The 23,497-nt window shown below is 72.6% G+C and carries 21 protein-coding genes; 9 read left to right on the top strand and 12 right to left on the bottom strand.

Translation table 11 applies throughout. From position 1 onward, the window contains the following. The first annotated feature begins 8 nt into the window (after positions 1–8). Complete coding sequence (locus ACSUPV_RS01430) at positions 9–866, top strand: aldo/keto reductase (RefSeq protein ID WP_031120353.1); 858 nt, start codon at positions 9–11, stop codon at positions 864–866. Between the two features lie 241 nt (positions 867–1,107). Next, positions 1,108–1,359: a DUF5133 domain-containing protein gene (locus tag ACSUPV_RS01425; RefSeq protein WP_037763987.1), complete on the top strand. Its 252-nt coding sequence runs from the start codon at positions 1,108–1,110 to the stop codon at positions 1,357–1,359. A 45-nt stretch (positions 1,360–1,404) separates the two neighbouring features. On the opposite strand, the gene ACSUPV_RS01420 is transcribed toward ACSUPV_RS01425, so the two are convergent. Next, the gene (locus ACSUPV_RS01420; RefSeq protein WP_031120351.1) at positions 1,405–2,376 is read right to left on the bottom strand and encodes a GlxA family transcriptional regulator; all 972 of its coding nucleotides are present in this window, start codon (positions 2,374–2,376) and stop codon (positions 1,405–1,407) included. A 185-nt stretch (positions 2,377–2,561) separates the two neighbouring features. Between ACSUPV_RS01420 and ACSUPV_RS01415 the strand changes: the two genes are divergently transcribed. Continuing rightward, entirely contained in the window at positions 2,562–3,035 is a 474-nt protein-coding gene (locus ACSUPV_RS01415) for a membrane protein (protein ID WP_031120350.1), read from the top strand. 140 nt (positions 3,036–3,175) lie between these two features. Further along, on the top strand, positions 3,176–3,379 hold the full coding sequence (locus ACSUPV_RS01410; RefSeq protein WP_031111422.1) for a hypothetical protein: 204 nt from the start codon (positions 3,176–3,178) through the stop codon (positions 3,377–3,379). A 40-nt stretch (positions 3,380–3,419) separates the two neighbouring features. On the opposite strand, the gene tgmB is transcribed toward ACSUPV_RS01410, so the two are convergent. The 3 genes from tgmB to ACSUPV_RS01395 form a co-directional block, all read right to left on the bottom strand. Next, positions 3,420–4,403: an ATP-grasp ribosomal peptide maturase gene (gene tgmB, locus ACSUPV_RS01405; protein ID WP_359790449.1), complete on the bottom strand. Its 984-nt coding sequence runs from the start codon at positions 4,401–4,403 to the stop codon at positions 3,420–3,422. A gap of 16 nt (positions 4,404–4,419) precedes the next feature. Then, positions 4,420–4,611, bottom strand: coding sequence for a putative ATP-grasp-modified RiPP (gene tgmA / locus ACSUPV_RS01400; RefSeq protein ID WP_031120348.1), 192 nt, complete (start codon positions 4,609–4,611; stop codon positions 4,420–4,422). Positions 4,612–4,743: 132 nt separating this feature from the next. Next, positions 4,744–5,055: a YkvA family protein gene (locus ACSUPV_RS01395; protein WP_436946751.1), complete on the bottom strand. Its 312-nt coding sequence runs from the start codon at positions 5,053–5,055 to the stop codon at positions 4,744–4,746. Positions 5,056–5,730: 675 nt separating this feature from the next. On the opposite strand from ACSUPV_RS01395, the gene ACSUPV_RS01390 reads away from it, so the two are divergent. Further along, positions 5,731–6,147: a hypothetical protein gene (locus tag ACSUPV_RS01390; RefSeq protein WP_382608433.1), complete on the top strand. Its 417-nt coding sequence runs from the start codon at positions 5,731–5,733 to the stop codon at positions 6,145–6,147. 57 nt (positions 6,148–6,204) lie between these two features. On the opposite strand, the gene ACSUPV_RS01385 is transcribed toward ACSUPV_RS01390, so the two are convergent. From ACSUPV_RS01385 to ctaD, 7 genes are all read right to left on the bottom strand, one after another. Beyond that, complete coding sequence (locus tag ACSUPV_RS01385) at positions 6,205–8,304, bottom strand: xanthine dehydrogenase family protein molybdopterin-binding subunit (protein ID WP_436946750.1); 2,100 nt, start codon at positions 8,302–8,304, stop codon at positions 6,205–6,207. Next, complete coding sequence (locus ACSUPV_RS01380) at positions 8,301–9,305, bottom strand: FAD binding domain-containing protein (RefSeq protein ID WP_436946749.1); 1,005 nt, start codon at positions 9,303–9,305, stop codon at positions 8,301–8,303. Before ACSUPV_RS01380 ends, ACSUPV_RS01385 begins: the two co-directional genes overlap by 4 nt. Continuing rightward, the gene (locus ACSUPV_RS01375) at positions 9,302–9,832 is read right to left on the bottom strand and encodes a (2Fe-2S)-binding protein (RefSeq protein WP_436946748.1); all 531 of its coding nucleotides are present in this window, start codon (positions 9,830–9,832) and stop codon (positions 9,302–9,304) included. Before ACSUPV_RS01375 ends, ACSUPV_RS01380 begins: the two co-directional genes overlap by 4 nt. A 91-nt stretch (positions 9,833–9,923) precedes the next feature. Next, positions 9,924–11,066, bottom strand: a complete 1,143-nt coding sequence (locus ACSUPV_RS01370) for a hypothetical protein (RefSeq protein WP_436946747.1) — start codon at positions 11,064–11,066, stop codon at positions 9,924–9,926. A 107-nt stretch (positions 11,067–11,173) separates the two neighbouring features. Then, positions 11,174–11,500: a hypothetical protein gene (locus ACSUPV_RS01365; RefSeq protein WP_051648935.1), complete on the bottom strand. Its 327-nt coding sequence runs from the start codon at positions 11,498–11,500 to the stop codon at positions 11,174–11,176. Positions 11,501–11,769: 269 nt separating this feature from the next. Next, the gene (locus ACSUPV_RS01360) at positions 11,770–12,144 is read right to left on the bottom strand and encodes a hypothetical protein (RefSeq protein ID WP_031120342.1); all 375 of its coding nucleotides are present in this window, start codon (positions 12,142–12,144) and stop codon (positions 11,770–11,772) included. After that, the gene (ctaD, locus tag ACSUPV_RS01355; protein WP_359790439.1) at positions 12,141–13,856 is read right to left on the bottom strand and encodes an aa3-type cytochrome oxidase subunit I; all 1,716 of its coding nucleotides are present in this window, start codon (positions 13,854–13,856) and stop codon (positions 12,141–12,143) included. The genes ACSUPV_RS01360 and ctaD overlap by 4 nt, the downstream gene beginning before the upstream one ends. A gap of 250 nt (positions 13,857–14,106) precedes the next feature. Between ctaD and ACSUPV_RS01350 the strand changes: the two genes are divergently transcribed. Continuing rightward, a complete protein-coding gene (locus ACSUPV_RS01350) occupies positions 14,107–15,201 on the top strand; it encodes a carboxylate-amine ligase (RefSeq protein ID WP_382608420.1) in 1,095 nt (364 codons plus the stop codon). 147 nt (positions 15,202–15,348) lie between these two features. After that, positions 15,349–16,596, top strand: coding sequence for a PP2C family protein-serine/threonine phosphatase (locus ACSUPV_RS01345; protein ID WP_382609251.1), 1,248 nt, complete (start codon positions 15,349–15,351; stop codon positions 16,594–16,596). Positions 16,597–16,624: 28 nt separating this feature from the next. On the opposite strand, the gene ACSUPV_RS01340 is transcribed toward ACSUPV_RS01345, so the two are convergent. Next, entirely contained in the window at positions 16,625–17,296 is a 672-nt protein-coding gene (locus ACSUPV_RS01340; RefSeq protein ID WP_382608418.1) for a pyridoxamine 5'-phosphate oxidase family protein, read from the bottom strand. A 217-nt stretch (positions 17,297–17,513) separates the two neighbouring features. On the opposite strand from ACSUPV_RS01340, the gene ACSUPV_RS01335 reads away from it, so the two are divergent. Both ACSUPV_RS01335 and ACSUPV_RS01330 read left to right on the top strand, forming a co-directional pair. After that, entirely contained in the window at positions 17,514–18,908 is a 1,395-nt protein-coding gene (locus ACSUPV_RS01335; RefSeq protein WP_436946746.1) for an MFS transporter, read from the top strand. Positions 18,909–19,136: 228 nt separating this feature from the next. Then, the gene (locus ACSUPV_RS01330) at positions 19,137–23,405 is read left to right on the top strand and encodes a HAMP domain-containing protein (RefSeq protein WP_436946745.1); all 4,269 of its coding nucleotides are present in this window, start codon (positions 19,137–19,139) and stop codon (positions 23,403–23,405) included. Positions 23,406–23,497: the final 92 nt, after the last annotated feature.

Raw genomic sequence — 23,497 nt, 5'->3', positions numbered from 1 at the left:
ACGACCACATGCACACCCGCCGTATCGGTGACGTCGAGGTCAGCGCGATCGGACTGGGCGCGATGCCCATGTCCATCGAGGGACGGCCGGACGAGGACCGCTCCCTCGCCACCGTCCACGCCGCGCTCGACGCCGGAGTGACCCTGATCGACACCGCGGACGCCTACCACCGCGACGCCGACGAGGTCGGTCACAACGAGACCCTCATCGCCAAGGCCCTCGCCTCCCACGACCGCGGCGCCGACGTCCTGGTCGCTACCAAGGGCGGCCACCTGCGCCCGGGCGACGGCAGCTGGACCCTCGACGGCAGCCCCCGCCACCTCAAGGCGGCCTGCGAGGCGTCGCTGCACCGGCTCGGCGTGGAGGCCATCGGCCTCTACCAGTTCCACCGCCCCGACCCGCGCGTCCCCTACGCCGAGTCCGTCGGCGCGATCCGCGACCTCCTGGACGAGGGCAAGATCCGCATGGCCGGCATCTCCAACGCCGACCCCGAGCAGATCCGGCAGGCCAACGACATCCTGGGCGGCCGCCTGGTCTCCGTGCAGAACCAGTTCTCCCCGGCCTTCCGCTCCAGCGAGCCGGAACTGCGCCTGTGCGACGAACTCGGCATCGCCTTCCTGCCCTGGAGCCCCCTCGGCGGGATCTCCCGGGCCGGTGGACTCGGCTCGTCCCACGCCCCGTTCGCCCGCATCGCCGAGCGGCACGGGGTGAGCCCGCAGCGGGTGTGCCTGGCGTGGATGCTCGCCAAGTCGCCGGTGGTCGTCCCGATCCCGGGCGCGAGCCGGCCCGAGACCATCCGTGACTCGCTCGCCGCCACCGACCTGACCCTGACCGCCGAGGAACTGGCGGAGCTGGACGCCGCCTGACCAGACCCTGAGACCCGGGACGGCCGCGCGCCGCCCCGGGTCTCCTGCTGCCCCGAGCACAGCCCCATCTGGCTGCTGCCGCTGATCACCGGTGCCATCACCGTCCAGGGCGCCGTCAGCCGGCCTGACGGGTGATCAGAGCACAACAAAATCTCGCCGATTCCGCCCGGCTGAGAGAAAGGTGTGAATGTTTTCGCGTGGTTCGGGCATACGCAGCGAAAAATAGAGAGAGGGGCGCTACGTGCTCGTACCGGACCCGAAGGTCGTCAGGGAGTTGCTGACGCGGTACGCGTCGCTGAGGATCGCTCAGGCGGAGAGGCACCATCCGGCGGCGGCACGCGAGCTGGAGGACGTCAGTTACACGCTGTGCGTGATGATGGGGACGTCCGCGATTCACGAGGCGATCGCCAAGGCGGACGCACTGCTCCTCACCAAGGGGCGGTCCGAGACCGCGGACCCGGACGGGGAGAACGGCCTGACGCTCGTCGGCTGACACCCCACCGGGCCCGGGCGCGGACCGGGCGCATGCCTCGGCGGCCTACGAACGGGCCGCCGAGGCAGCCGTCCTCCCGTGGAAGGCCGCCCGGTAGGCGTACGGTGTGGTGCCCACCACCTTGCGGAACCGCTCCCGGAACGCGGTCGGTGACCCGAACCCCGCCTGACGCGCGATGCGTTCGACACCGTGGTCGGTGTTCTCCAGCAGGTACTGGGCACGCCGCACCCGCGCCCGCAGCAGCCACTGCAACGGCGTGGTGCCGGTCTGCTCCCGGAAGCGGCGGCTGAAGGTCCGCTCGCTCATTCCCGCGCGCGCCGCCAGCGCGCCGAGCGTCACCTCCTGCGCGAGGTTGTCCTCGATCCACTCCAGCAGCGGTTCGAGCGCCGAGCCCCGCGGCACGGGCGGGTGCTCGTGCACGATGAACTGGGCCTGCCCGCCCTCCCGTTCCAGCGGCATGACCGACATCCGGGCGATGCCCGCCGCGACGGCCGACCCCAGATCCCGGCGGATCATGTGCAGACACAGGTCCAGCGCGGCGGCCGCACCGGCCGAGGTGAGGATCTGTCCGTTGTCCACGTACAGCACGTCCGGCTCCACGTCGACCCGCGGGAACCGGCGGGCCAGCTCGCCCGCGGCGACCCAGTGGGTGGTGGCGCGCAGCCCGTCCAGCAGCCCCGCCTCCGCCAGGACGAAGGCGCCCACGCACACCGACGCGATGCGGGTACCGGACTCGGCCGCCTGCCGCAGGGCCGCCAGTACCCGGGCGGACGGCGGCGCGGCCTCGGGCGAGCAGCCCGGCACGATGATCGTGTCGGCCTCCGCCAGCGCCTCCAGCCCCCGGTCGACGCGCAGGGTGAAACCGCCGTCCGCCCGCACCTGCGGTGTCTCGGCGCACAGCCGGACCCGGTAGGCGGGCCGCCCGTCCGGCAGCTGGGTCCACGCGAACGTCTGCTGGGGCGCCGCCATGTCGAAGGGGACCACGTGATCGAGAACCAGGATCGCCACGGTGTGCATGACCGCCACCCTAGGAGTGTTCCCGCCACCGCCGTGAAGTGGGGATTGTGGTGGCTCTCGCAGCAGCAGAGCAGGTCGGGGGAGTTGGCGAGAACCCGTGGGAAGCTGTCGTTCCAGCCCCTGGGGGATCGCGTCGGGGCTTCCTAGCGTGGGCGCTGTCGATCACCATCACGGAAAGAGCCCCGGTGACCAAGATCCTGCTGTCCCTCCACGTCCTGGCCGCCATCGTCGCCATCGGTCCCGTGACCGTCGCGGCCAGCATGTTCCCGCCGGCGGTGCGCCGCGCGGCTCCCGCGGACGGCGACGCCCCCGGCCCGTCGGCGCTCGGCACGGTCGCGCTGCTGCACCGCATCTGCCGCGTCTACGCCGGTGTCGGACTGACGGTCCCACTGTTCGGGTTCGCCACCGGCGCCGCGATGGGCGTCCTGGGCAGCGGATGGCTCGTCACCTCCATCGCCCTCACCGCCGCCGCGGCAGGCGTCCTGGTCGCGTTCGTCCTGCCCCGCCAGGAGGAACTCCTCGACCGGCTGAAGGGCGAGCAGGCCGTGGAGCATCGCAACACCGTGCAACTCGCCATGTCCACCGGGATCTTCAACCTCCTCTGGGCCACGGTCACCGTCCTGATGATCGTCCGGCCGGGTTCCTCGACCGGAGCCTGAGGCCGTCCCGCGTTCGCCTGTCACGGATGTCCGGTCTGCGTCAAGTCATCCCAGGGAATTCACACTCCGGGACTCTGTGCCGCCTACACTCGCAGTCTCGCCCCCGTACGGGGCCGACGAGCAGAAAGGCACGTTGACGGGTGTTCCAGGATTCCCCCATCTACGACCGACTCATCGCGGAGCGCGGCGACGTACCCGCACAGGTGCGCCGCGAGGCCGAACGTGTGAGCAGGGAACTGGAGCTGGTCATGCGGCCCTCGCAGTCCCTCGGCTACGACCGGCCGCACTCCCCGGGAGCGGGCTGGCAGCGCGCCGGCATGCTCCCCGGCCCCCGACCGCAGTGACCCCGGCGGGCCCGGGCCCGGGGTGTGCCGGGCCCGGTGCTCAGCGCACCGTCGCGTTCGAGCCGTTGACGCGCGACGGCTCCTCGGGGACCGGCCGGGCCAGCCACTCGGCGATGGTGCGGGCGATCGGCTGGCCCGTCTCCACCTCGACGAACCCGAACTGCCCCGACTGGTTGCACTCCAGGAACCACCAGGTCCCGTCGGCGTCCTCCGCGAAGTCGAAGGCGCCGTACGCCAGTTCGGCCTCGCGCAGATAGGCCCGGACGCCCGTCGCGACGCGCGGCGGGACGTCGGCCGGCTGCCACGGCGGGCCGGGCGCCGCGAAACGCACGTCGACCTCGTCGGGATCCGCGTCCGCCGCGGTCGCCTTGCGGGCGGCCAGCATCCGCTCGCCCACGACGGTGAGCCGGACGTCGGCCCGCTTGGCGATCCGCCGCTGTAACAGCGTCGGCCCGAACGCGACGGCGGAGAAGTCCGTGTCCGGCGCGACCCGGCTCGTCGGCACCGCTCGCGGCGGGTCCTGCGGATGCGCGCCCGACACCGGCTTGACCACCAGGTCCGGGTAGCGCTCGGCGAACTCGCGGGCCGCGCGCGGGAAGGTCGTGATCAGCGTCGCGGGCACGGGCAGGCCGCACCGCTGGGCCAGACGCAGCTGCCAGGGCTTGTGCCGGGCCCGGACGGCCGCGTCGGGATGGTTCATCCAGCGCGCGTCCGAGCCCCGCAGCATGCCGTAGAGCGCTTGCGCGGCCTCCTCGGTCAGCCACGCGGACGGCTGGGCCGCCCGCGCGGCCGGGGTGCCGGGCCGGCGCACCCAGACCGACCGCAGCCCCCCGATGCTCACCAGCCGCCCCCCGGCGGACAGATGGCCGCGGAACCGGCCGTGCACGTACTCCCCTGACAGCGCGACACCCCCCGTGAGGTCGGCGGGGTCGACCCGGACCACCGGAACCCCGGCGCCGTTCAGGTGCACGACCACCATGTCCGCGGTCACGTCCTCCTCACAGGTGAGGATCAGTACGGTCATCTTCGGCGGCCCGCGGTCAGTCGTCGAAGTGGGTCTTGGAGCCGGCGGTGGACGTCGTGGTGCCGAACTCTCTCAACACGGCGAAGTCGCAGGCGGCGACCCGGCCGTCGCGGAGCACGTTCAGCTGCAGTCCGGCGTCGTACACGTACGGAGTGGCCGCTTCCAACTCCACTGCCGGGCGCGCGTAGTTGAGCGCGAACGGTTGCATCGTCTCTCCCTCGTCGGTACTGCGCCGATCAAGCGAAGGTCCAGGGGCGCGGCCACCCGGTCCGCCGGCTCGTTTCGGCTTCCAGAGACTTATACGAATCGAACGGGTGGTTGGTTTCCTTACTTTCCGTAGTCATCGGGCCGGTTGACAGTCCGGCCGGTGTGCCGTACTGCGCTCCCGCTCGCCGAGGGAGCCGCGGACAGTGCGCAGAGCGAGCAGCAGGACGCCGATGTCGTCCAGGTACACCGGGTCGGGCAGCAGGTCGGCGGGCAGCACGAAATAGAGGACCGCGCCCCAGAAGACCCACCGCGGGCCCGTGGGCAGTCCCGCGTGCCGCAGGTCGCGCCGGGTCCGCACCAGCCGCACGAGGATGCCGACGGCGAAGGCGAGGACGAGGGCCGCGAGACCCGCGGCCAGGATGATCACCGTTGTGGTCGTATCCACGGGCTGCCCTCCTCCTGGCGTGCCGCGACACGGGGTGTCCCTTCCTGGATTCCCGTTTCCGGCCGCTGTATTGCGCCCGGAGCCCGACATGTCGGCGCGTCGGCGGATTTTCCCGTGCGGGCGGTCATCCCATTGGCTCACCCGAGTGGCACGGTGTGACGGGGGCGCCTGGTAATGGTGACCGTTACATCGCTCGTCACACGACGGGGGGCGCAGGAGCGGCCGCACTCTTCCCATGGAGGCGAGTATGACCACCTGCTCTTCATCACCCCGCTCTGACCAAGCCCCCGCGCGACGCCGACTGCGCGGACGAGGCCATCCGGGCCGCGGCCGCCCACCGCCCCGTGGAGGAGGTGACCCGGCTGGTGACCCTGCTGCACAAGGAGCCGCAGGAGCCCCACGTCCGCGAGGAGGCACCGCGGGCGGCCGCCACCGGTCGGACCGTCGGTGAACTGGTCGAGCTGATCGACCGCCTCGGCCTGGAGCGCCTGGATCGCACCGGCCGCCCGCCGAACGGGACGTCGCGCCCCGGCGGCACGGCCGCGGACCCCCGGGGCGCCCGCCCGGCCGGGCAAGCGCCGAGCGGCACGCAAGGCCGCGGCCGGCGAGGCCCACCGGACCCTCGACGCCCCGCCCTCGGACCGCGACCGCGCCCAGGACCGCTTCGCCCGCTCCGTGTCCTGGTCGGGCCGGCTCGCCGCCCTGGCCCTCGCCGTCTGCGCGGTGGCCCACTTCCCGCTCCAGCGCGGCGACGCCTCCCTGCGCCTGCACGCGTTCGCCCTCGGCCTGTCGGTGCTGTGCACGGTGCTGGTGCTGCTGCTGGCCCTGCGCCCCGTCGCCGTGGTGCTGGCCGGGTCGGTGCTGGTGCCGACGGTGCCGGCGGGGGCCCAGGCGTACGGGAGTTCCTTCCCGGCGGCGTCCCTGTCCCGGGCCGTGGACCTCGCGCTCGCCCCGCCCTGGCTCGCCGCCGCGGTCGCCGTCTGCGCGGCACTGCTGGCCCTCGTCGCGCTGGTCTTCCGCGTGCTGGCGCCCATCGCGAGCCGACAGTGGGCGCCCGCCCCGGCGCCCGAGGCGGGCTCCATGGCGGAGTGACTCCCGTGGTCACCGCGCCGGACCGGATCCACGGGTGGATCCGGTCCCGCCCGCGGGCTACGCCCGCGCGCCGAGCATCCCGGTCAGCACCCGGTCCGGCGTGAGCGGGAGTTCACGGAAGCGGACGCCGGTGGCGTGATGGACCGCGTTGCCGATCGCCGCGGCCGTCCCGACGATGCCGATCTCCCCGATGCCCTTGCTGCCCATCGGGTTGAGCCACGGATCGTCCTCGTCGAGCCAGTGCGCCTCGATCTCGCCGACGTCGGCATGCACGGGCACGTGGTACGAAGCCAGGTCCGACTCGGTGAAGTCACCGAACGCGGCGTCCATCGTGCTGCCCTCCGTCAGCGCCATGCCCAGACCCATCGTCATGCCGCCGACGAACTGGGAACGCCCCGTGCGGGCGTTGAGGACGCGCCCGGCCGCGTACACCCCGAGCAGCCGGCCCACGCGTACCTCGCCGGAGACGGTGTCCACGGCGACCTCGGCGAAGTGCGCCCCGAAGGCGTGCCGCGCCCGTTCGCTCTCGGCGTCCGCCGTCCCGGTCGTGTCCGCGCGGGCCTCGACGCCCTGCTCGGGCAGCGGCCCGGTGTGCTCGGCCAGCCGCCGGGCCAGCCGGGCGCAGGCCTCGTGGACCGCCCAGCCCCAGGAGGCGGTGCCGGACGAGCCGCCGGCCAGCGGCGCCGACGGGAGCTCACTGCTGCCGATCTCGATCCGCACCCGCTCCAGCGGCACCCCGAGGGCGTCGGCGCCCACCTGCGCGAGCACGGTCCGGGCCCCCGTGCCGATGTCGGTGGCGTTGACCCGCACCAGGTACGTCCCGTCGGGCAGGGCGCGGGCCGCGGCCGTGGAGGGCCCCACCATGACAGGGTACGTCGCCGCCGCCACGCCCGTGCCCCGCAGCAGGGGCCCTTCCCGGCGGGTCCCCGGCCGGGGATCGCGCCCGGCCCATCCGAAGCGCCGGGCACCCTCCCGCAGGCACTCGACCAGGTGCCTGCTGCTGAACGGCAGGCCGCTGTCGGGCTCGACGTCCGGCTCGTTGCGGACGCGCAACTCGATCGGGTCCATGTCGAGTTCGGTCGCGAGTTCGTCCATGGCGGACTCCAGCGCGTACATGCCCGGAGCCTCGCCCGGCGCCCGCATCCACGACGGCGAGGGCACGTCCAGCGCGGCGACCCGGTGCACCGTGCGGCGGTGGGGCGCGGCGTACATCACGCGTGCGGGGACCGCCGCGTGCTCCACGAACTCCTTGATGCGGGAGGTGTGCGTGCCGACCTCGTGCGTGAGGGACGAAAGGTGGCCGTCCTCGTCGGCCCCCAGCCGCAGCCGGTGCAGCGTCGGCGCGCGGTGCCCGACGACGGCGGGCAGGTACCGGCGGGGGAGCGACACGGTGACCGGCCGCCCGGTCTGCCGGGCCGCCATCGCGGCCAGGACGACGTCGGGCCGTGGCGTCCCCTTCGAGCCGAAGCCGCCGCCGACGTGCTCGGCGGTGACGACGATCCGCTCCTCGGGCAGCCCGAACAGCCCGGCGAGCGCGGCCCGTACCGCGTTGGTGCCCTGGCTGGAGGTGTGCACCGTGAGCCGGCCGTCCTCCCAGCGGGCGGTGCTGGCGTGCGGCTCCATGGGGTGGTTGTGCAGCGGCGGCACCCGGTACACCACGTCGACCCGGGCGGCCGCGGAGTCGAACGCCCCGTCGGGATCGCCCTGTTCACGCAGGCCCGGCGCACCGGCGTTGGCCTCCTCGGGCACGTACAGACCCGGGTGCGAGGCGGTGAGGGCCACGTCGTGCCCCTCGGCGTCGTAGGCGACGCGGACGGCGGCGGCACCGGCCCGGGCCGCCTCCAGGGTCTCGGCCACCACCAGGGCCACGAACCAGCCCCGGTGCGGAACCCGCGGGTCCTGGAGCACGGCGAGCGTCGCGTCGTCCGGCTCCCGAAGCCGCGGCGCGTTCTCGTGGGTGAGGACGGTGAGCACCCCGGGCACGGCCAGGGCGGCCGCCGTGTCGACGCCGGTCACCCGCCCCCGGGCGACGGCCGCCGGCACGGGCCAGGCCTGGGCCCGCCCGGGCACGTGGTACTCGGCGGCGTAGCGGGCGGTGCCGCTGACCTTCTCCCGTCCCTCCCGGCGCTCGGCGGGAGCGCCCAGGCTGCCGGTCATGACGCCCTCCTCGTGAGCGCGGTGTCGGTCAGCCGGGACAGCACGTCCACGGCGAGATTCCGGGCGAGCGGCACCTTGTAGGCGTTGTCCCGCAGCGGCCGCGCGGCGGAGAGTTCGAGGTCGACGGCGTGCTCGAACGCGGCCCGGGTGGGAGCCGCGCCCAGCAGCGCCTCCTCCGCCCGCCGGGCCCGCCACGGCCGGTGCGCCAGCGCCCCGAAGGCGAGGCCCGCGTGGCCCACCACACCGTCCGCCACGCGCAGCACGACCGCGACGGACGCGAGCGCGAAGGCGTACGAGGCCCGGTCGCGTGCCTTGCGGTACGCCGACGGCAGCCCTGCCGACGAGGCCGGCAGCACCACGCCGGTGACCAGCTCGCCCGGCCGGATCTCGGTGTCCTGCTCGGGCCGGTTCCCGGGCAGCCGGTGGAAGTCCGCCGCCGCGACACGCCGGGCGCCCTCGGGGCCGTACAGTTCGACACGCCCGTCCAGGGCGGCCAGCGCCACCGCCATGTCCGAGGGATGGGTGGCGATGCAGTGCGCGGAGTGGCCCAGCACCGCGTGGTCGCGGTGGACGCCGTCCCGCGCGCCGCAGCCGCTGCCCGGCTCGCGCTTGTTGCACGGCTTGGACAGGTCCTGGAAGTACGGGCACCGGGTGCGCTGGAGCAGATTGCCGCCGGTCGTCGCCGCGTTGCGCAACTGCCCGGAGGCACCCGCGAGCACCGCCTGCGACAGCGCCGGGTACCGGTCGCGTACGAGGGGGTGGGCCGCGAGGTCGCTGTTGCGGACCATCGCCCCGATCCGCAGCCCGCCGTCGGGCAGTTCCTCCACCCCGTCCAGCGGCAGCCGGGTGACGTCGATGAGCGCGGCGGGCGTCTCGACGCCGAGCTTCATCAGATCGACGAGGTTGGTGCCGCCGCCGAGATAGCGGGCCCCGGCGTGGGAGGCGTACGCGGAGGTCGCCTCCTCGACGCTCCCGGCGCGGACGTAGGCGAACTCCTTCACGGGATCACGTCCTCCACCGCCTCGGCGATCCGCGGATACGCACCGCACCGGCACAGGTTGCCGCTCAGCCGCTCCCGGATCTCGTCCCGGTCCAGCGGCACCGGCTGACCCGAGGGCGCCCCGGGATCGGTGACGTGCGAGGGGTGTCCGGCCGCCGCCTCGGCGAGCACGCCGACCGCGGAGCAGATCTGGCCCGGGGTGCAGTAGCCGCACTGGAAGGCGTCGCGCTCCAGGAAGGCGCGCTGCAGCGGGTGCGGTTCCTCCCCGTCGCCGGCGAGGCCCTCGACGGTGGTGACGTCACAGCCGTCCAGGGCGACCGCGAACAGCAGACAGCTGTTCAGGCGCCGCCCGTCCACCAGGACCGTGCAGGCGCCGCACTGGCCGTGGTCGCAGCCCTTCTTGGCGCCCGTGACACCGAGATCCTCCCGCAGCAGGTCCAGCAGGACCCGTCGGTGGTCGACCGTGAGCGTGTGGGGTTTGCCGTTGACGCGGAGTGTCGTCTCCGAGTGGTGCTGGTCGTTGCCCATGTCGTCGGGACCTTTCCGGGCGGGCCGTACTGCCGTACGGAACGCGTATCCACGAGCCCTCGACTGACACGTGCGCCTCGCGAGGCGGGCGTTACGGCTCCGACTTCACCTGCTCGACGTCCGCGCTCCCCGCGTCCTGGGCCGTTGCCGCCGGGCGCCTGCTCCTGAAGCGTTCCAGGGTCCGGGTGAGCTGCTGGAGCGGGGACGCGGCGGGCGCACCGGACGGCTCCTCCCGGGCCGGAGCGGCCCCGGCGGACTCCTGGTAGGCGGCCAGGGCCTCGTGGGCGCGTTCGGCCGCCTCCCGGTACAGGTCGCGCGACTTCGTCATGGCCTCCAGCGCCTCGGCGTACATGGCCACCAGACCGCGCTGGCGCTCCAGCTCCTCCTGGAGCGTCAGCAGGTGCCAGTCCTCCCGCAGCGCGGTGAGGGCGGCCTCGGCGCCGTCGGGCAGGGGTCTGGGCAGCGCCGCGAACCGCTTCACCGCGTCGACGAGGTCGGTCGGCTCCGAGCCGTCGAGGAAGACCGCGCGCACGGAGAAGTCCGGGGCGTCGTAGCCCTCCGGGGCCGGCGTGCCGGGCAGGACCACGGCACCGCCGCGCGGCACCTGGACACCGAGGTCGCGCAGGGCCCAGTTGAGGCCCCGGTGCTGCTGGGGCGCGGCGCGGTGTTCCACCACGCGGTGCCGCAGGCCCGGCGGGAGCCACCGCGCGAGCGGCACCCGGCCGCGGTCGTCGGTGGTCATCGCCTCGTGGACGACCACGTGGATGTGCCAGCCGCCGCGCACCGCGTTCCGCAGCAGGCGACGGGTCTCCTTGTCGTCCTGGGGGAGCGGGTTGATCTCCCGCAGGGACAGGCCCGTGGCGGCGTCCTGGACCCACGCCGTGTCCGGCTCCTCCGGCCAGAACAGGCCCGCCGGGGACGGCCATGCCTCCCGCCACGGCTGCTCGGCCTCCGCGACCAGCAGCCACTCCTGCCCGTCGCCCGGACCGGGCGTCAGGCTCAGCCGGGCGCGCACGGTCACCGCGTCGTCCACCCGCCAGCGGGCCTCGAAGACCCGCTCCGAGGGGGCCGTCTCGTCGGCGGGCAACTCCACGAAGTCGTCGATGTCCTGGCTGTCCTTGCGCTGCTGGAGCGAGCGCCGGAGAGTCTCTTCCGCGGCGCCTCCGGTACGGCGGCCGCGGGCCAGCCACACCGTGGCGGGGGTGAGGGGGCGGACGGTGGGGGAGGTCGGCATGGGTCCATCTGTGAGCGGGGGTACGTGTGCCTGCCAGTATCGTCGCCGCAGGCCGGCGGGGATCACCCGGGGTCGCGTCCGGGTCGGGGCTCCCGTCCCGTACGTACCTACGAGCGGTCACCTCCCCGGTCGGGACGCGGCTCGCGGCCCGGTACGACGTCGGTCACGCCCGACTCCTCGGCGGTGTCCTCCCCGCCGGGGCGGGGCGTGCTCCGGCCGCCGGCCTGACCGCCGCCGGTGGTGCCGTAGCCGCCCGGCACGCCGGGGACGCTGTCCGCGTCGGCCTCGTCGCGGCTGATGTGGCGGGTGGCGCGCACACCCGCGCGCCGCTCCGGGTGCGGATAGCTGAAGGGACGGGCGGCGGCCCGCTCCTCCTCGGTGCTCTCCGGCCGACTCCCGCGGTCGTTCGGTTCTGGGGTGTTGTCGTCGCTCATGAGGCACCGCGTACCCGTGCCGAGCTGTGCCATGTGAGGACGCGGGCAGCGCCTTGCGGCCCCGGGCGGCGCCCGGGGGCAGGGGCGAGCGTGCGGGGAGTGCGCCCTGCGCGCGGGGTGTGCGCGCCGCGCGCACACACGGGGATCTCACTCGTGGCCCGGCCCCCCGGGGTTCCTCACAATGGTGCGCACGAGCAGGGCCCGCCCACCATCCGCATCGGGGCGGGTCCTGCTCGCTGCCCGGGAGGCTCGTCGGGCGTCGGCGCTCATCAGCGGGTCGGCAGACCCGCCAGGGCGCCCACCCCGGCGGCGCAGGCGAGGACGGCGCAGGCACCGGCCGCGTGGCGTCTGAGCAGGGCGTGCCGCAGGGCGGCGTAGCGGCTCTCGTACTCGTGCCGCAGCTGCTCGGCCCGCCGGACAGTGCCGAGCAGCAGCTGACGGGTGACGTCGAGGCGCGTGCGGACGTAGTGCCCGGCGATCTCCTCGGCCTGGGCGCCGGTCAGCCACGGCATCCGGGCGCACAGGTCCTCGGCCTCGCGTCGCGCCTGGTCGTGATGGGTCTGGGCCAGGAGATAGCCCTCCACCTCGTCGGCCAGGACGTGAGGCCGCCCGCCGGCCGGCGGTTCGCGTCTGCCGCGTCTCACGGCCGTTCGCCCTTGTGCCCGTCGGCGTCGATCACATCGCGCTGCCCGCCGGTGTTCTCCGCCTCGTCGAGGACGGCGAGGTCCGGGTGGCGCAGGTCGAAAGCCGGGGACTCGGAGCGGATCTTGGGCATCGTGAGGAAGTTGTGGCGGGGCGGCGGGCAGGAGGTGGCCCACTCCAGCGAGCGCCCGTAGCCCCACGGGTCGTCGACCTCGACCTTCTCGCCCTTCTGGGCCGTCTTCCACACGTTGTAGAGGAACGGCAGCGTCGACAGGCCGAGGAGGAAGGCGCCGATGCTGGAGACGGTGTTGAGGGCGGTGAAGCCGTCGGCGTCCAGGTAGTCGGCGTAGCGGCGGGGCATGCCCTCGGCGCCCAGCCAGTGCTGCACCAGGAACGTGGTGTGGAAGCCGGCGAAGAGCGTCCAGAAGTGGATCTTCTCCAGGCGTTCGTCGAGAAGGGTGCCGGTCATCTTCGGCCACCAGAAGCTGAACCCGCCGAACATCGCGAACACGATCGTGCCGAAGAGCACGTAGTGGAAGTGGGCGACCACGAAGTAGCTGTCGGTGACGTGCCAGTCCAGCGGCGGGGAGCCCAGGATGACACCGGTCAGGCCGCCGAAGAGGAAGGTGACGAGGAAACCGGCCGCCCACAGCATGGGCGGTTCGAACGAGAGCGAGCCCTTCCACATCGTGCCGATCCAGTTGAAGAACTTCACGCCCGTCGGCACGGCGATCAGGTACGTCATGAAGGAGAAGAACGGCAGCAGCACCGCGCCCGTGGCGAACATGTGGTGCGCCCACACCGTCACCGACAGACCGGCGATCGCGATGGTCGCGCCGATCAGACCCGTGTAACCGAAGATCGGTTTGCGGGCGAAGACGGGGATGATCTCGCTGATCACGCCGAAGAACGGCAGCGCCAGGATGTAGACCTCGGGGTGTCCGAAGAACCAGAACAGGTGCTGCCACAGGACCGCCCCGCCGTTCTCGGCGTTGAACACCTGGGCGCCGAACCGCCGGTCCGCCTCCAGCACCAGCAGCGCGGCGGCCAGGACCGGGAAGGCCAGCAGCACCAGCACCGAGGTGAGCAGCACGTTCCACGTGAAGATCGGCATCCGGAACATCGTCATGCCCGGGGCGCGCATGCAGATGATCGTGGTGATGAAGTTGACCGAGCCGAGGATCGTGCCGAAGCCGGACAGCGCCAGCCCCATGATCCACAGGTCCCCGCCGACGTGGGTCGTGCGCTCGCCGCCGCTGAGCGGGGTGTACGCGGTCCAGCCGAAGTCGGCGGCGCCCTGCGGGGTGAGGAAACTGCCGAGCACGATCAGTCCGCCGAAGAGGAACAGCCAGTACGACAGCATGTTCAGCCGGGGGAACGCCACGTCGGGCGAGCCGATCTGCAGGGGCATGACGGCGTTGGCGAAGCCGGCGAAGGTGGGCGTCGCGAACAGCAGCAGCATGATCGTGCCGTGCATGGTGAACGCCTGGTTGTACTGCTCGCTGGAGAGGATCTGCAGCCCGGGCCGTGCCAGCTCCGCCCGGATGGCCATCGCCAGTGCCCCGGCGATCAGGAAGAACACGAACGACGTGATCAGGTACAGGTGCCCGATCTTCTTGTGATCGGTGGTCGTCACCCAGGTGACGATCACCTTCCCCCTGCCGCGGCGCTCCGCCGCGGGTACCGGCGCGACGGGCTCGGTATAGGTCGCCATGAGTTCCTCGATCAGCAGCAACGGTGTGTGGGCGTGACGGCGTCTGCCGTCTCCGGCTCGGAGGAACCTAGCCCCGGCGGTGCGTCCCCTTCACGTGTCCTCGCGCGGCGTTCGGCCGAACGGCCGAATGATCCATTCGTCCGAGCGGTCGACCCTCCGTTTCGCTTGATGTGTCATGGTTTGTCATGAAGCGGCTGCGGCACTCGGATGGAGGTCCGGCCCATCGGCCGGGCGGAACAGAGGGTGGTCGATGACGACGATCGGCGTGGAAGAGGAGTACCTGCTGCTCGACCCGGTCACGGGCCTGCCGGTACCCCACGCGGACAAGGTGCGTGCCGCCGCGGGCGTGGGGCGTCTCGTGGCCGACCAGGAGGTGCAGTACGAGCTGCTGCAGGCGCAGGTCGAGGTGGCCACGCCGGTGTGCGACACCCTGGAGGAGGTCGGAGGGCATCTGCTACGGCTGCGGCACGCCGTCGGGGTGGCCGCCGAGGAGCACGGCTGTCGGATCGCCGCCTGCGGCACACCGCCGGTGCGTCACGGCCGTCCCGTGGCCGTCACCGACCAGGCCCGGTATCGGGCGATGGTCACGCAGGCACCGCAGCTGGTGGCGGAGCAGCTGGTCAACGGCACCCACGTCCATGTCGCCGTGCCCGACCGCGAGGCGGGTGTGCAGGTCCTGAACCGGATCCGGCCCTGGCTGCCCACCCTGACGGCCATGGCGGCGAACTCCCCGCTGTGGGACGGCCACGACACCGGCTTCGCGAGCTGGCGCACGGTGATCTTCAGCCGCTGGCCCGTCAGCGGCATGCCCCCGGCCTTCCGGGACGCCGCGGACTACGACCGCCGTGCGCAGCGGCTGGTGGAGGCCGGGCTGATCTCCGACACCGGCCAGCTCTACTGGCAGGCCCGCCTGTCGTCGCGCTATCCCACCGTCGAGGTGCGGTGCCTGGACGTCCAGCTGCACGCGGACGAGGCGGTCATGCTCGCCGCGATCACCCGGGGCCTGGTGGAGACCGCCCTGGCCGAGACTGCCGTCGGCGCGCCCGTGCCCGACTGCGCCCCGGAGATGCTCCAGGCCGCCATGTGGCACGCCGCCCGTCACGGTCTCGACGACACCCTGGTCGACCCGGGCGGCACACCGCACCGCGCCGGCGACATGCTGTACGAGTTCCTGCGCTACGTCGCCCCCGCACTCGACGCCTCGGGCGACACCCGGCAGGTCACGTCCCTGATCCACCGGCTCCTGCAGGACGGTACCGGCGCGGACCGGCAGCGCGCCGCCCTCGCGCGGGGCGGCCTCCCCGCGGTCACCGACCTGATCAGCGGCCAGGGCACGATGCCGTGACGGGGCACTCGGCCGGTGGGTGGCGCACCGGGTGACCGCGCCGCCGGGTTCCGCGGGCCGGCTTCCCGGACGCCACCCCGGGTAACCGTCCGGTGCAACGAACGGAGGTGGACCGTGAGCGAGCCGAGCGGCGAGGGCGGGCGGCGGATGCTCGCCGACCTGCTGGACGCCAGTCACCTCATGCCGATCGAGCTGCTGCCGGCCAAGGCGTCCGAGTGCGCGCGTGCCGCCGACTTCCACCGCGTGCTGATCTACCTGGCGGACCTGCAACGCGACACCCTGTGCCTCCTGCCCGGCGCCGACGCGGCGGCCCAGGGGGACGAGCCGGTGCTGCAGGTCGAGGGGACGGTCGCCGGGCGGGCCTTCCAGTACGGCGACGTCCTGCCCGCCGGGCCACCGGGCGGTGACACGTTCGAGTGGTGGGTGCCGCTGCTGGACGGGACCGAACGCATCGGGCTGCTGCGGGTGAGCGCCGGGCGCGACGACCCCGGCACCCGCGCGGACATGGAGGCGCTGGCCGCCCTCGTCTCGCTGATCGTCGTCAGCAAGCGGGGCACCAGCGACGCGCTGGCCAGACTGGCCCGCACTCGACCGATGAGCGTGGCCGCGGAGATGCAGTGGAACCTGCTGCCGCCGCGGACCTACGCCGACGGAAGGGTGGCGATCTCGGCCGCCCTGGAACCGGCCTACGACATCAGCGGCGACGTCTTCGAGTACGCCGTCGACGGGCCCCTGGTCCACCTGACGATCCTCGACGCGATGGGCCACGACACCGCGGCCGGCCTCTCCGGGGCCCTCGCGCTGGGAGCCTGCCGCAACGCCCGCCGCCAGGGCGCCGACCTCCTCGCCAAGGCGGAGGCCGTCGAAGCCGCCCTCCTCGAACAGTACGACCACCGGCGCTACGTCACCGGTGTCCTGGCCACGCTCGACACCCGCACCGGCGGCCTGCGGTGGGTCAACCGCGGCCACCACCCGCCGATCATCATCCGCGGCAACCGCTGGACGACCCACCTCACCTGCCCGCCGGCCCACCCGATGGGCACCGACCTCGGCCTGCCCGGCAGGGTGTGCGAGGAGCACCTCCAGCCCGGCGACCGCGTGGTGCTCTACACCGACGGCATCACCGAGGCGCGTCGCTCCGGCGGCCCGGAATTCGGCCTGGACCGGTTCACCGACTTTCTGATCCGCCACCACGCCGACGGGCTGCCCGTCCCCGAGACGCTGCGCCGCCTCATCCACGCCGTCCTCGAATACCACGACGGCCGTCTTCAGGACGATGCCACCGTCCTCATCTGCGAGTGGATCGGCCCGCGTCCGGAACCGGCGCGGACGGCGGCCGACCTGACCGGCGTGTACCCGTCACGGCGACGCCCGGCCGGCCCCGAAGACGCCTGACCGGCGACGGCCGGCCGGTCGCCGGCCGTCAGCGTGACGCCAGCCCGTGCCGCTGTGCCGCCGCTCCGAAGTAGTCGCCGCCCTTGCGCCGGACGTCGTCGGTGCCCCAGGCCTGCTCGCCGTCGACGGCCGGGCCGCCCTCCCTGGCGGTGTTCTGCCGCAGTGGTGCCGGGACGAGTCTCGGTATGTGCTTCGAGCAGTGGATGTACGCCTCCTCCACCTCGACCTCCACCCACATCTGGGGGCGGCGGCCGGGCACCGGGTCGACCGGCAGGCCCGGATGTCGCCGGCGCATGGCGTCATCGGCGACCAGGTGGGCGCGGCCGTTGACGTGCAGGCCGATACGGTCCCGGGAGAAGTCGATCATCAGGATGCCGATGTGCGGGTTTTCCAGGATGTTGCCGAGCGAGGCCATGACGCCGTTCCCGCGGTACTCCGGGTAGGCCAGGGTCGCGTCGTCGAGCACCCGGAGGAATCCGGGCGGGCCGGCCCGGAAGGTGCTGTCGCACTCCCCGCGGCCGTCCGCCGTGGCGAGGAAGAACATCTCCTGACGGGCCACGAACTCCCGCATCCGCGGGTTGAGCCGGTCCAGCACCTGTTCGTCGTAGAAGCGGTCGGCGCGTTCGACGGTGCCCAACTCGCGCTGTATGTGGTGCTCTCCGTGGCTTCCGGGGCGCTCCGCCCGCTGGTCGTCGTACAAGGGTCCTCCTGGCAGGGGTTGTCCGCCCGCGTCCGCCACGGCGCGCGTGACTGATTCGATCGCCTTGCAGGCCGAAAATGCACCATCGGCCTTGCCCGTGAGGGTAGAACAACCACCCTCCGGTGACTCATTGCGGGCCCGGCCTCTCTCCTGTCACGCGGACGGACGCAGAACCTCCAGGACGACCGCTGTTCCGGCCACGGCCCGGTCCTCGTGCATGGTGATCACCTGGCGGGGCCGAAGACGCCGCGACCCGGGCGGATCGAGCGGCGCGCGCCGCACCGTGGCCCTCTCCATCCCCAGTCGGATATTTTGCGACGTCGGGCTGCTCATCTTCAGCCGAGTGGCCCAGGGCATCGGCGCCGGCGGCCTCACCGCCCTCTCGCAGGTCGTGATGGCGGCGATCATCCCGCCGCGCAGGCTGGGCAAGTACGCCGGCGTCTTCGGCGCCGTGTTCGCCGTGGGCACCGTCGCCGGTCCGCTGATCGGAGGCGTCCTGGTGGACACCTCGTGGCTCGGCTGGCGCTGGTGCTTCTTCATCGGCGTGCCCTTCGCCCTGCTCGCCATCGCCCTGCTCCAGCGCACCCTGCACCTGCCCACCGTCCGCCGCGAGGCGAAGATCGACTACCTCGGTGCCTTCCTGATCGTCGCGGGCGTCTGCGCGCTGCTGATCTGGGTCACGCTCGCCGGGAACGAGTTCGACCGGGCGTCGTGGCAGACCGCCGCGCTGACCGGCGGGGGAGTGGCGCTGCTCGTCGCCGCCGTGTTCGTCGAGGCGAAGGTCGCCGAGCCGGTCATCCCGCTGGGCATCTTCCGCAACCGCACCGTCACGCTGACCACCGTCGCCAGCCTGTTCGTCGGCGTGGCCATGTTCGGCGGCACGGTCTTCCTGTCGCAGTACTTCCAGGTGTCCCTGGGCAAGTCCCCCACGATCGCGGGTCTGATGAGCCTGCCGATGATCCTGGGGCTGCTGCTCTCCTCCACCGTCGCCGGGCAGATCATCAGCGCGACCGGACGGTGGAAGGTGTACCTCGTCGTGGGTGCGGTCACCATGACCGCGGGCCTCGACCTGCTCTCCACGATCGGCGCCGACACCCCCTTCGCGCTGCTCAGCCTCTACATGGCGGTGATGGGCGTCGGCGTCGGCATGCTGATGCAGAACCTGGTGCTGGCCGCGCAGAACGACGTCCCGGCGGCCGAACTGGGCGCCGTGACCTCGGTGTTGTCCTTCTTCCGCAGCATGGGCGGCACCATCGGCACCAGCGTGCTCGGCGCGATCCTGGCCAACCGTGTCGCCTCCGAGATGACCAGGAGCCTGGAGGGCTCGGGTGCCGCCGCGGGCGGAGGCCAGGCCGGGCACGGGGGCGTGCCCGACATGACCGCCCTGCCGGAGCCGATGCGGAACATCGTGGAGCACGCCTACGGGGTCGCCACCGCAGAACTCTTCCTCGTCGCCACGCCCTTCGCGCTGCTCGCGCTGATCGCCGTGCTGTTCATCAAGGAGAAGCCGCTGAAGACCACCAGCGGCATGGAGCGGCTCTCCGAGGAGTCCGCGGACACCGCCGGACCGGCCACGGACGGCATCCGTCCGCGCGTCGACGCCGACGCCTGACGCGAACCGGCAGGGGGCGCGTCGTCGACGATGTCGCGCACCCGTCCGAACCGCCGTCCACGCTTTGTTCCGGGCTCGAAACCTGGGTTAGCCTGCGGCGTATTTCTACGTCGCGCAGATCCGTGACCACGGAAATGCAGGCACGACACCCGGGCCGACCAAGCGGGCCCGGGGGAGTTCCGAGTCCTCGGCGTGCGGGGACTCCTGGGGAGCGGAACGAGGGTGCGCATGACCAGCGACAGCGCCGGTGTCGTCGATGCGGTGCCGGGCGATCAGGAGTTGCGGCGGCTCCTGGCGGGCCTGACGGCCGTACGGGACGGGGACTTCGGCACCCGGCTGCCGGACGACGCCGACGGCCTCATGGGCGACATCGCCAAGGTCTTCAACGGCATGGTGGACCAGCTGTCCGTGTTCACCTCCGAAGTCACCCGGGTGGCCCGCGAGGTCGGGACCGAGGGCACGCTCGGCGGGCAGGCGGAGGTGCCGGGCGTCTCGGGCACCTGGGCCGACCTGACCGACTCGGTCAACGCCATGGCGGGCAACCTCACCACCCAGGTCCGCGACATCGCCCAGGTGGCCACGGCGGTGGCCAAGGGCGACCTCTCGCAGAAGATCGACGTGCCCGCCCGCGGCGAGATCCTCCAGCTGAAGGAGACCGTCAACACGATGGTCGACCAGCTGTCCGCGTTCGCCGACGAGGTCACCCGGGTGGCCCGCGAGGTGGGCAGCGAGGGACGGCTCGGCGGGCAGGCCCAGGTGCCGGGTGTGGCCGGCGTCTGGCGTGACCTGACCGACTCCGTGAACCACATGGCCGGCAATCTGACCAGCCAGGTCCGCTCCATCGCCCAGGTCACCACGGCGGTGGCGGAGGGCGACCTCTCGCAGAAGATCACCGTGGACGCGCGCGGGGAGATCCTGGAGCTGAAGTCGACCATCAACACGATGGTGGACCAGCTGTCCGCGTTCGCCGACGAGGTGACGCGGGTGGCCCGCGAGGTCGGCACCGAGGGCCGTCTCGGCGGGCAGGCCGACGTCAAGGGCGTCAAGGGCACCTGGCGCGACCTCACCGACTCGGTGAACTTCATGGCGGGCAACCTCACCGGCCAGGTCCGCAACATCGCCCTGGTCGCCACCGCCGTCGCCAAGGGCGACCTCTCGCAGAAGATCACCGTGGACGCGCGCGGGGAGATCCTGGAGCTGAAGTCGACCATCAACACGATGGTGGACCAGCTGTCCGCGTTCGCCGACGAGGTGACGCGGGTGGCCCGCGAGGTCGGCACCGAGGGCCGCCTCGGCGGGCAGGCCCAGGTGCGCGGCGTGTCGGGCACCTGGAAGGACCTCACCGACAACGTCAACGTGATGGCGTCGAACCTCACGGGCCAGGTCCGCTCCATCGCCCAGGTCGCCACCGCCGTGGCGCGCGGCGACCTGTCGCAGCGCATCACGGTCGAGGCCGCGGGCGAGGTCGCCGCGCTGGCCGAGGTCATCAACACGATGGTCGACACGCTGTCCGCGTTCGCCGACGAGGTCACCCGCGTCGCCCGCGAGGTCGGCACCGAAGGGCGCCTCGGCGGCCAGGCGCACGTGCCGAACGTCGCCGGCACGTGGAAGGACCTCACCGACAACGTCAACTCGATGGCCAACAACCTCACCGGCCAGGTGCGCAACATCGCGCTGGTGACGACCGCGGTGGCCAGGGGCGACCTGTCGAAGAAGATCGACGTGGACGCCCGCGGCGAGATCCTCGAACTCAAGACGACCATCAACACCATGGTCGACCAGCTCTCCGCGTTCGCCGACGAGGTCACCCGCGTCGCCCGCGAGGTCGGCACCGAGGGGCGCCTCGGCGGCCAGGCCGAGGTCGAGGGCGTCTCGGGCACCTGGAAGCGCCTGACGGAGAACGTCAACGAGCTGGCGGGCAACCTGACCCGGCAGGTGCGGGCGATCGCGGAGGTCACCAGCGCGGTCGCCGAGGGCGATCTGACCCGCTCGATCAACGTCGAGGCCTCCGGGGAGGTCGCCGAGCTCAAGGACAACATCAACTCGATGGTGGAGTCCCTGCGCGAGACGACCCGCGCCAACCAGGAGCAGGACTGGCTCAAGACCAACCTCGCCCGGATCTCGGGCCTGATGCAGGGCCACCGCGACCTGCCCGTCGTCGCCGAGCTGATCATGGACGAGCTGGTGCCCCTGGTGTCCGCCCAGTACGGCGCCTTCTACCTCGCCGAGGACGGCGACGACGGACCCGAACTGCGGCTCGTCGGCTCCTACGGCTACCCCGAGGACAGCGGCCGCCCCACCCGCATCGCCTTCGGCCGCACCCTGGTCGGCCAGGCCGCGCGCAGCCGCCGCACCATCGCCGTGGACGAGCTGCCGCCCGGCTACGTCACCATCTCCTCGGGCCTCGGCCAGGTGGTGCCCACCGCGCTGGTGCTGCTGCCCGTCGTCGTCGAGGGCCAGGTCCTCGGCGTCATCGAACTGGCCTCGGTCACCCCCTTCAAGCAGATCCACCGGGACTTCCTCGAGCAGCTGATGGAGACCCTCGGCGTCAACCTCAACACCATCGTCGCCAACGCCCGCACCGACGAGCTGCTCGTCGAGTCGCAGCGCCTCACGGCCGAACTCCAGGCCCGCTCCACCGAGTTGCAGGTACAGCAGGAGGAACTCCAGCGCTCCAACGCGGAACTGGAGGACAAGGCCTCCCTGCTCGCGGCGCAGAACCGGGACATCGAGGCGAAGAACCTCCAGATCGAGCAGGCCCGGCAGGAACTGGAGACCCGCGCCCAGCAACTGTCGCTGGCGTCCAAGTACAAGTCGGAGTTCCTGGCCAACATGAGCCACGAGCTGCGCACCCCGCTCAACAGCCTGCTCATCCTCGCCCAGTTGCTCGCGCAGAACCCGTCCCGCAACCTCACCCCCAAGCAGGTCGAGTACGCCCAGATCATCCACTCCGCCGGGTCGGACCTGCTCCAGCTGATCAACGACATCCTCGACCTCTCCAAGGTCGAGGCCGGCAAGATGGACGTCACGCCCGAGCGCGTGACACTGCGCCAGCTCATCGAGTACGTCGAGGCCACGTTCCGGCCCATGACGACGCAGAAGAGCCTGGAGTTCACGGTGACGACCGCTCCCGGCGCCCCCGCCGACCTCCTCACGGACGACTCCCGGCTCCGCCAGGTGCTGCGCAACCTCCTGTCGAACGCCGTGAAGTTCACCGAACAGGGCGGCGTGGAACTGAGCATCGAGCCCGCGGCGGACGACGAGGTGCCCGACGGCGTGGTCCGCGGCGGCGCCGTGGTGGCGTTCCGCGTGAAGGACACCGGCATCGGCATCCCGGAGCAGAACCTGGAGACGATCTTCGGCGCCTTCCAGCAGGCGGACGGCACGACGAGCCGCAAGTACGGCGGCACCGGCCTGGGCCTGTCCATCACCCGGGAGATCGCCCAACTGCTCGGCGGTGCCGTGACGGTGCACAGCACACCCGGCCAGGGCAGCACGTTCACGCTCTTCCTGCCCGTGGCCCGCCCCGACTTCGAGGAGGTGCTCGGCCACCGCGGCACTGCGGAACGGGCCCCGGCCGAGCTGCCCGCCGGGTCGTCCCGCCCGGTGCCGGTGCCCCGGACCGGGCCCGGACCGCGGCCCCGGCGCCTGCTCGTCGTGGAGGAGCGGCCCCGTGGCCTGCTGACCCTCGTCGCGGAGAGCGTGGTCGCCGACCTGACCCACGGCCGCGCCGACAGCGGGCAGCGGCCCGCCGTCGACATCATCACCGCCGTGGGCGCGCAGGAGGCGGCCGGTGCCCTCGCGGCCGACCCGTGCCACTGCGTCGTCCTGGAGCTGGGCATGCGCGACGCCGAGGCGTCCCGTTTCCTCCAGGCCCTGGAGGGCGACCCGGCACTCGGCAGCGTCCCGGTCCTGGTGCACAGCGGCCACCCCGTGGACGTCTCCCTGGACGAGACGCTGCGGTCCCGTTCGGCGGGCGGGGCACTGGAGTTCCTCTCCAGCCTCGACGAACTGCGCGAGCGCATCGCCCTGCACCTGTCCGCCGAGGAGCCCGGGGACGTGCTCTCGCTGGTCCGGCCCGAGGAACCGCAGCGTCCGGCGCTCGACCTCCTCGACGAGGCGTCGACCGGCCGCACCGTCCTCGTCGTCGACGACGACGCGCGGAACCTCTTCGCGCTCAGCGGGATCCTGGAGCTGCACGGCTTCCGGGTGCTGCACGCCGAGAACGGGCGCCGAGCCATCGAGACACTGGTGAACAACCCGGACATCGCGCTGGTGTTGATGGACGTGATGATGCCGGAGATGGACGGCTACACCGCGACGGCCGAGATCCGCAGGATGCCGCAGTACGCCGAGCTGCCCGTCATCGCCGTCACGGCGAAGGCGATGCCCGGCGACCGGGAGAAGAGCCTCGCCTCGGGCGCCAGCGACTACGTCACCAAGCCCGTCGACACCCGCGACCTCATCGCCTGCGTCCGGCGCTGGCTGCCCGCATGAGGACACCGGCGCCCGCCCCGCACACCTGCGGGCCGGGCGCCCCGCAGCGCCCGTCGTTCCGCGCCCCAGGGCGCTCCAGCCGAGGAGCATCC

It is taken from the genome of Streptomyces sp. SudanB52_2052 (assembly GCF_964272415.1).
GTDB lineage: Bacteria > Actinomycetota > Actinomycetes > Streptomycetales > Streptomycetaceae > Streptomyces > Streptomyces olindensis.
The sequence above is the reverse complement of the archived record's forward strand: the minus strand, read 5'-3'. Positions and strand labels throughout refer to the sequence as shown.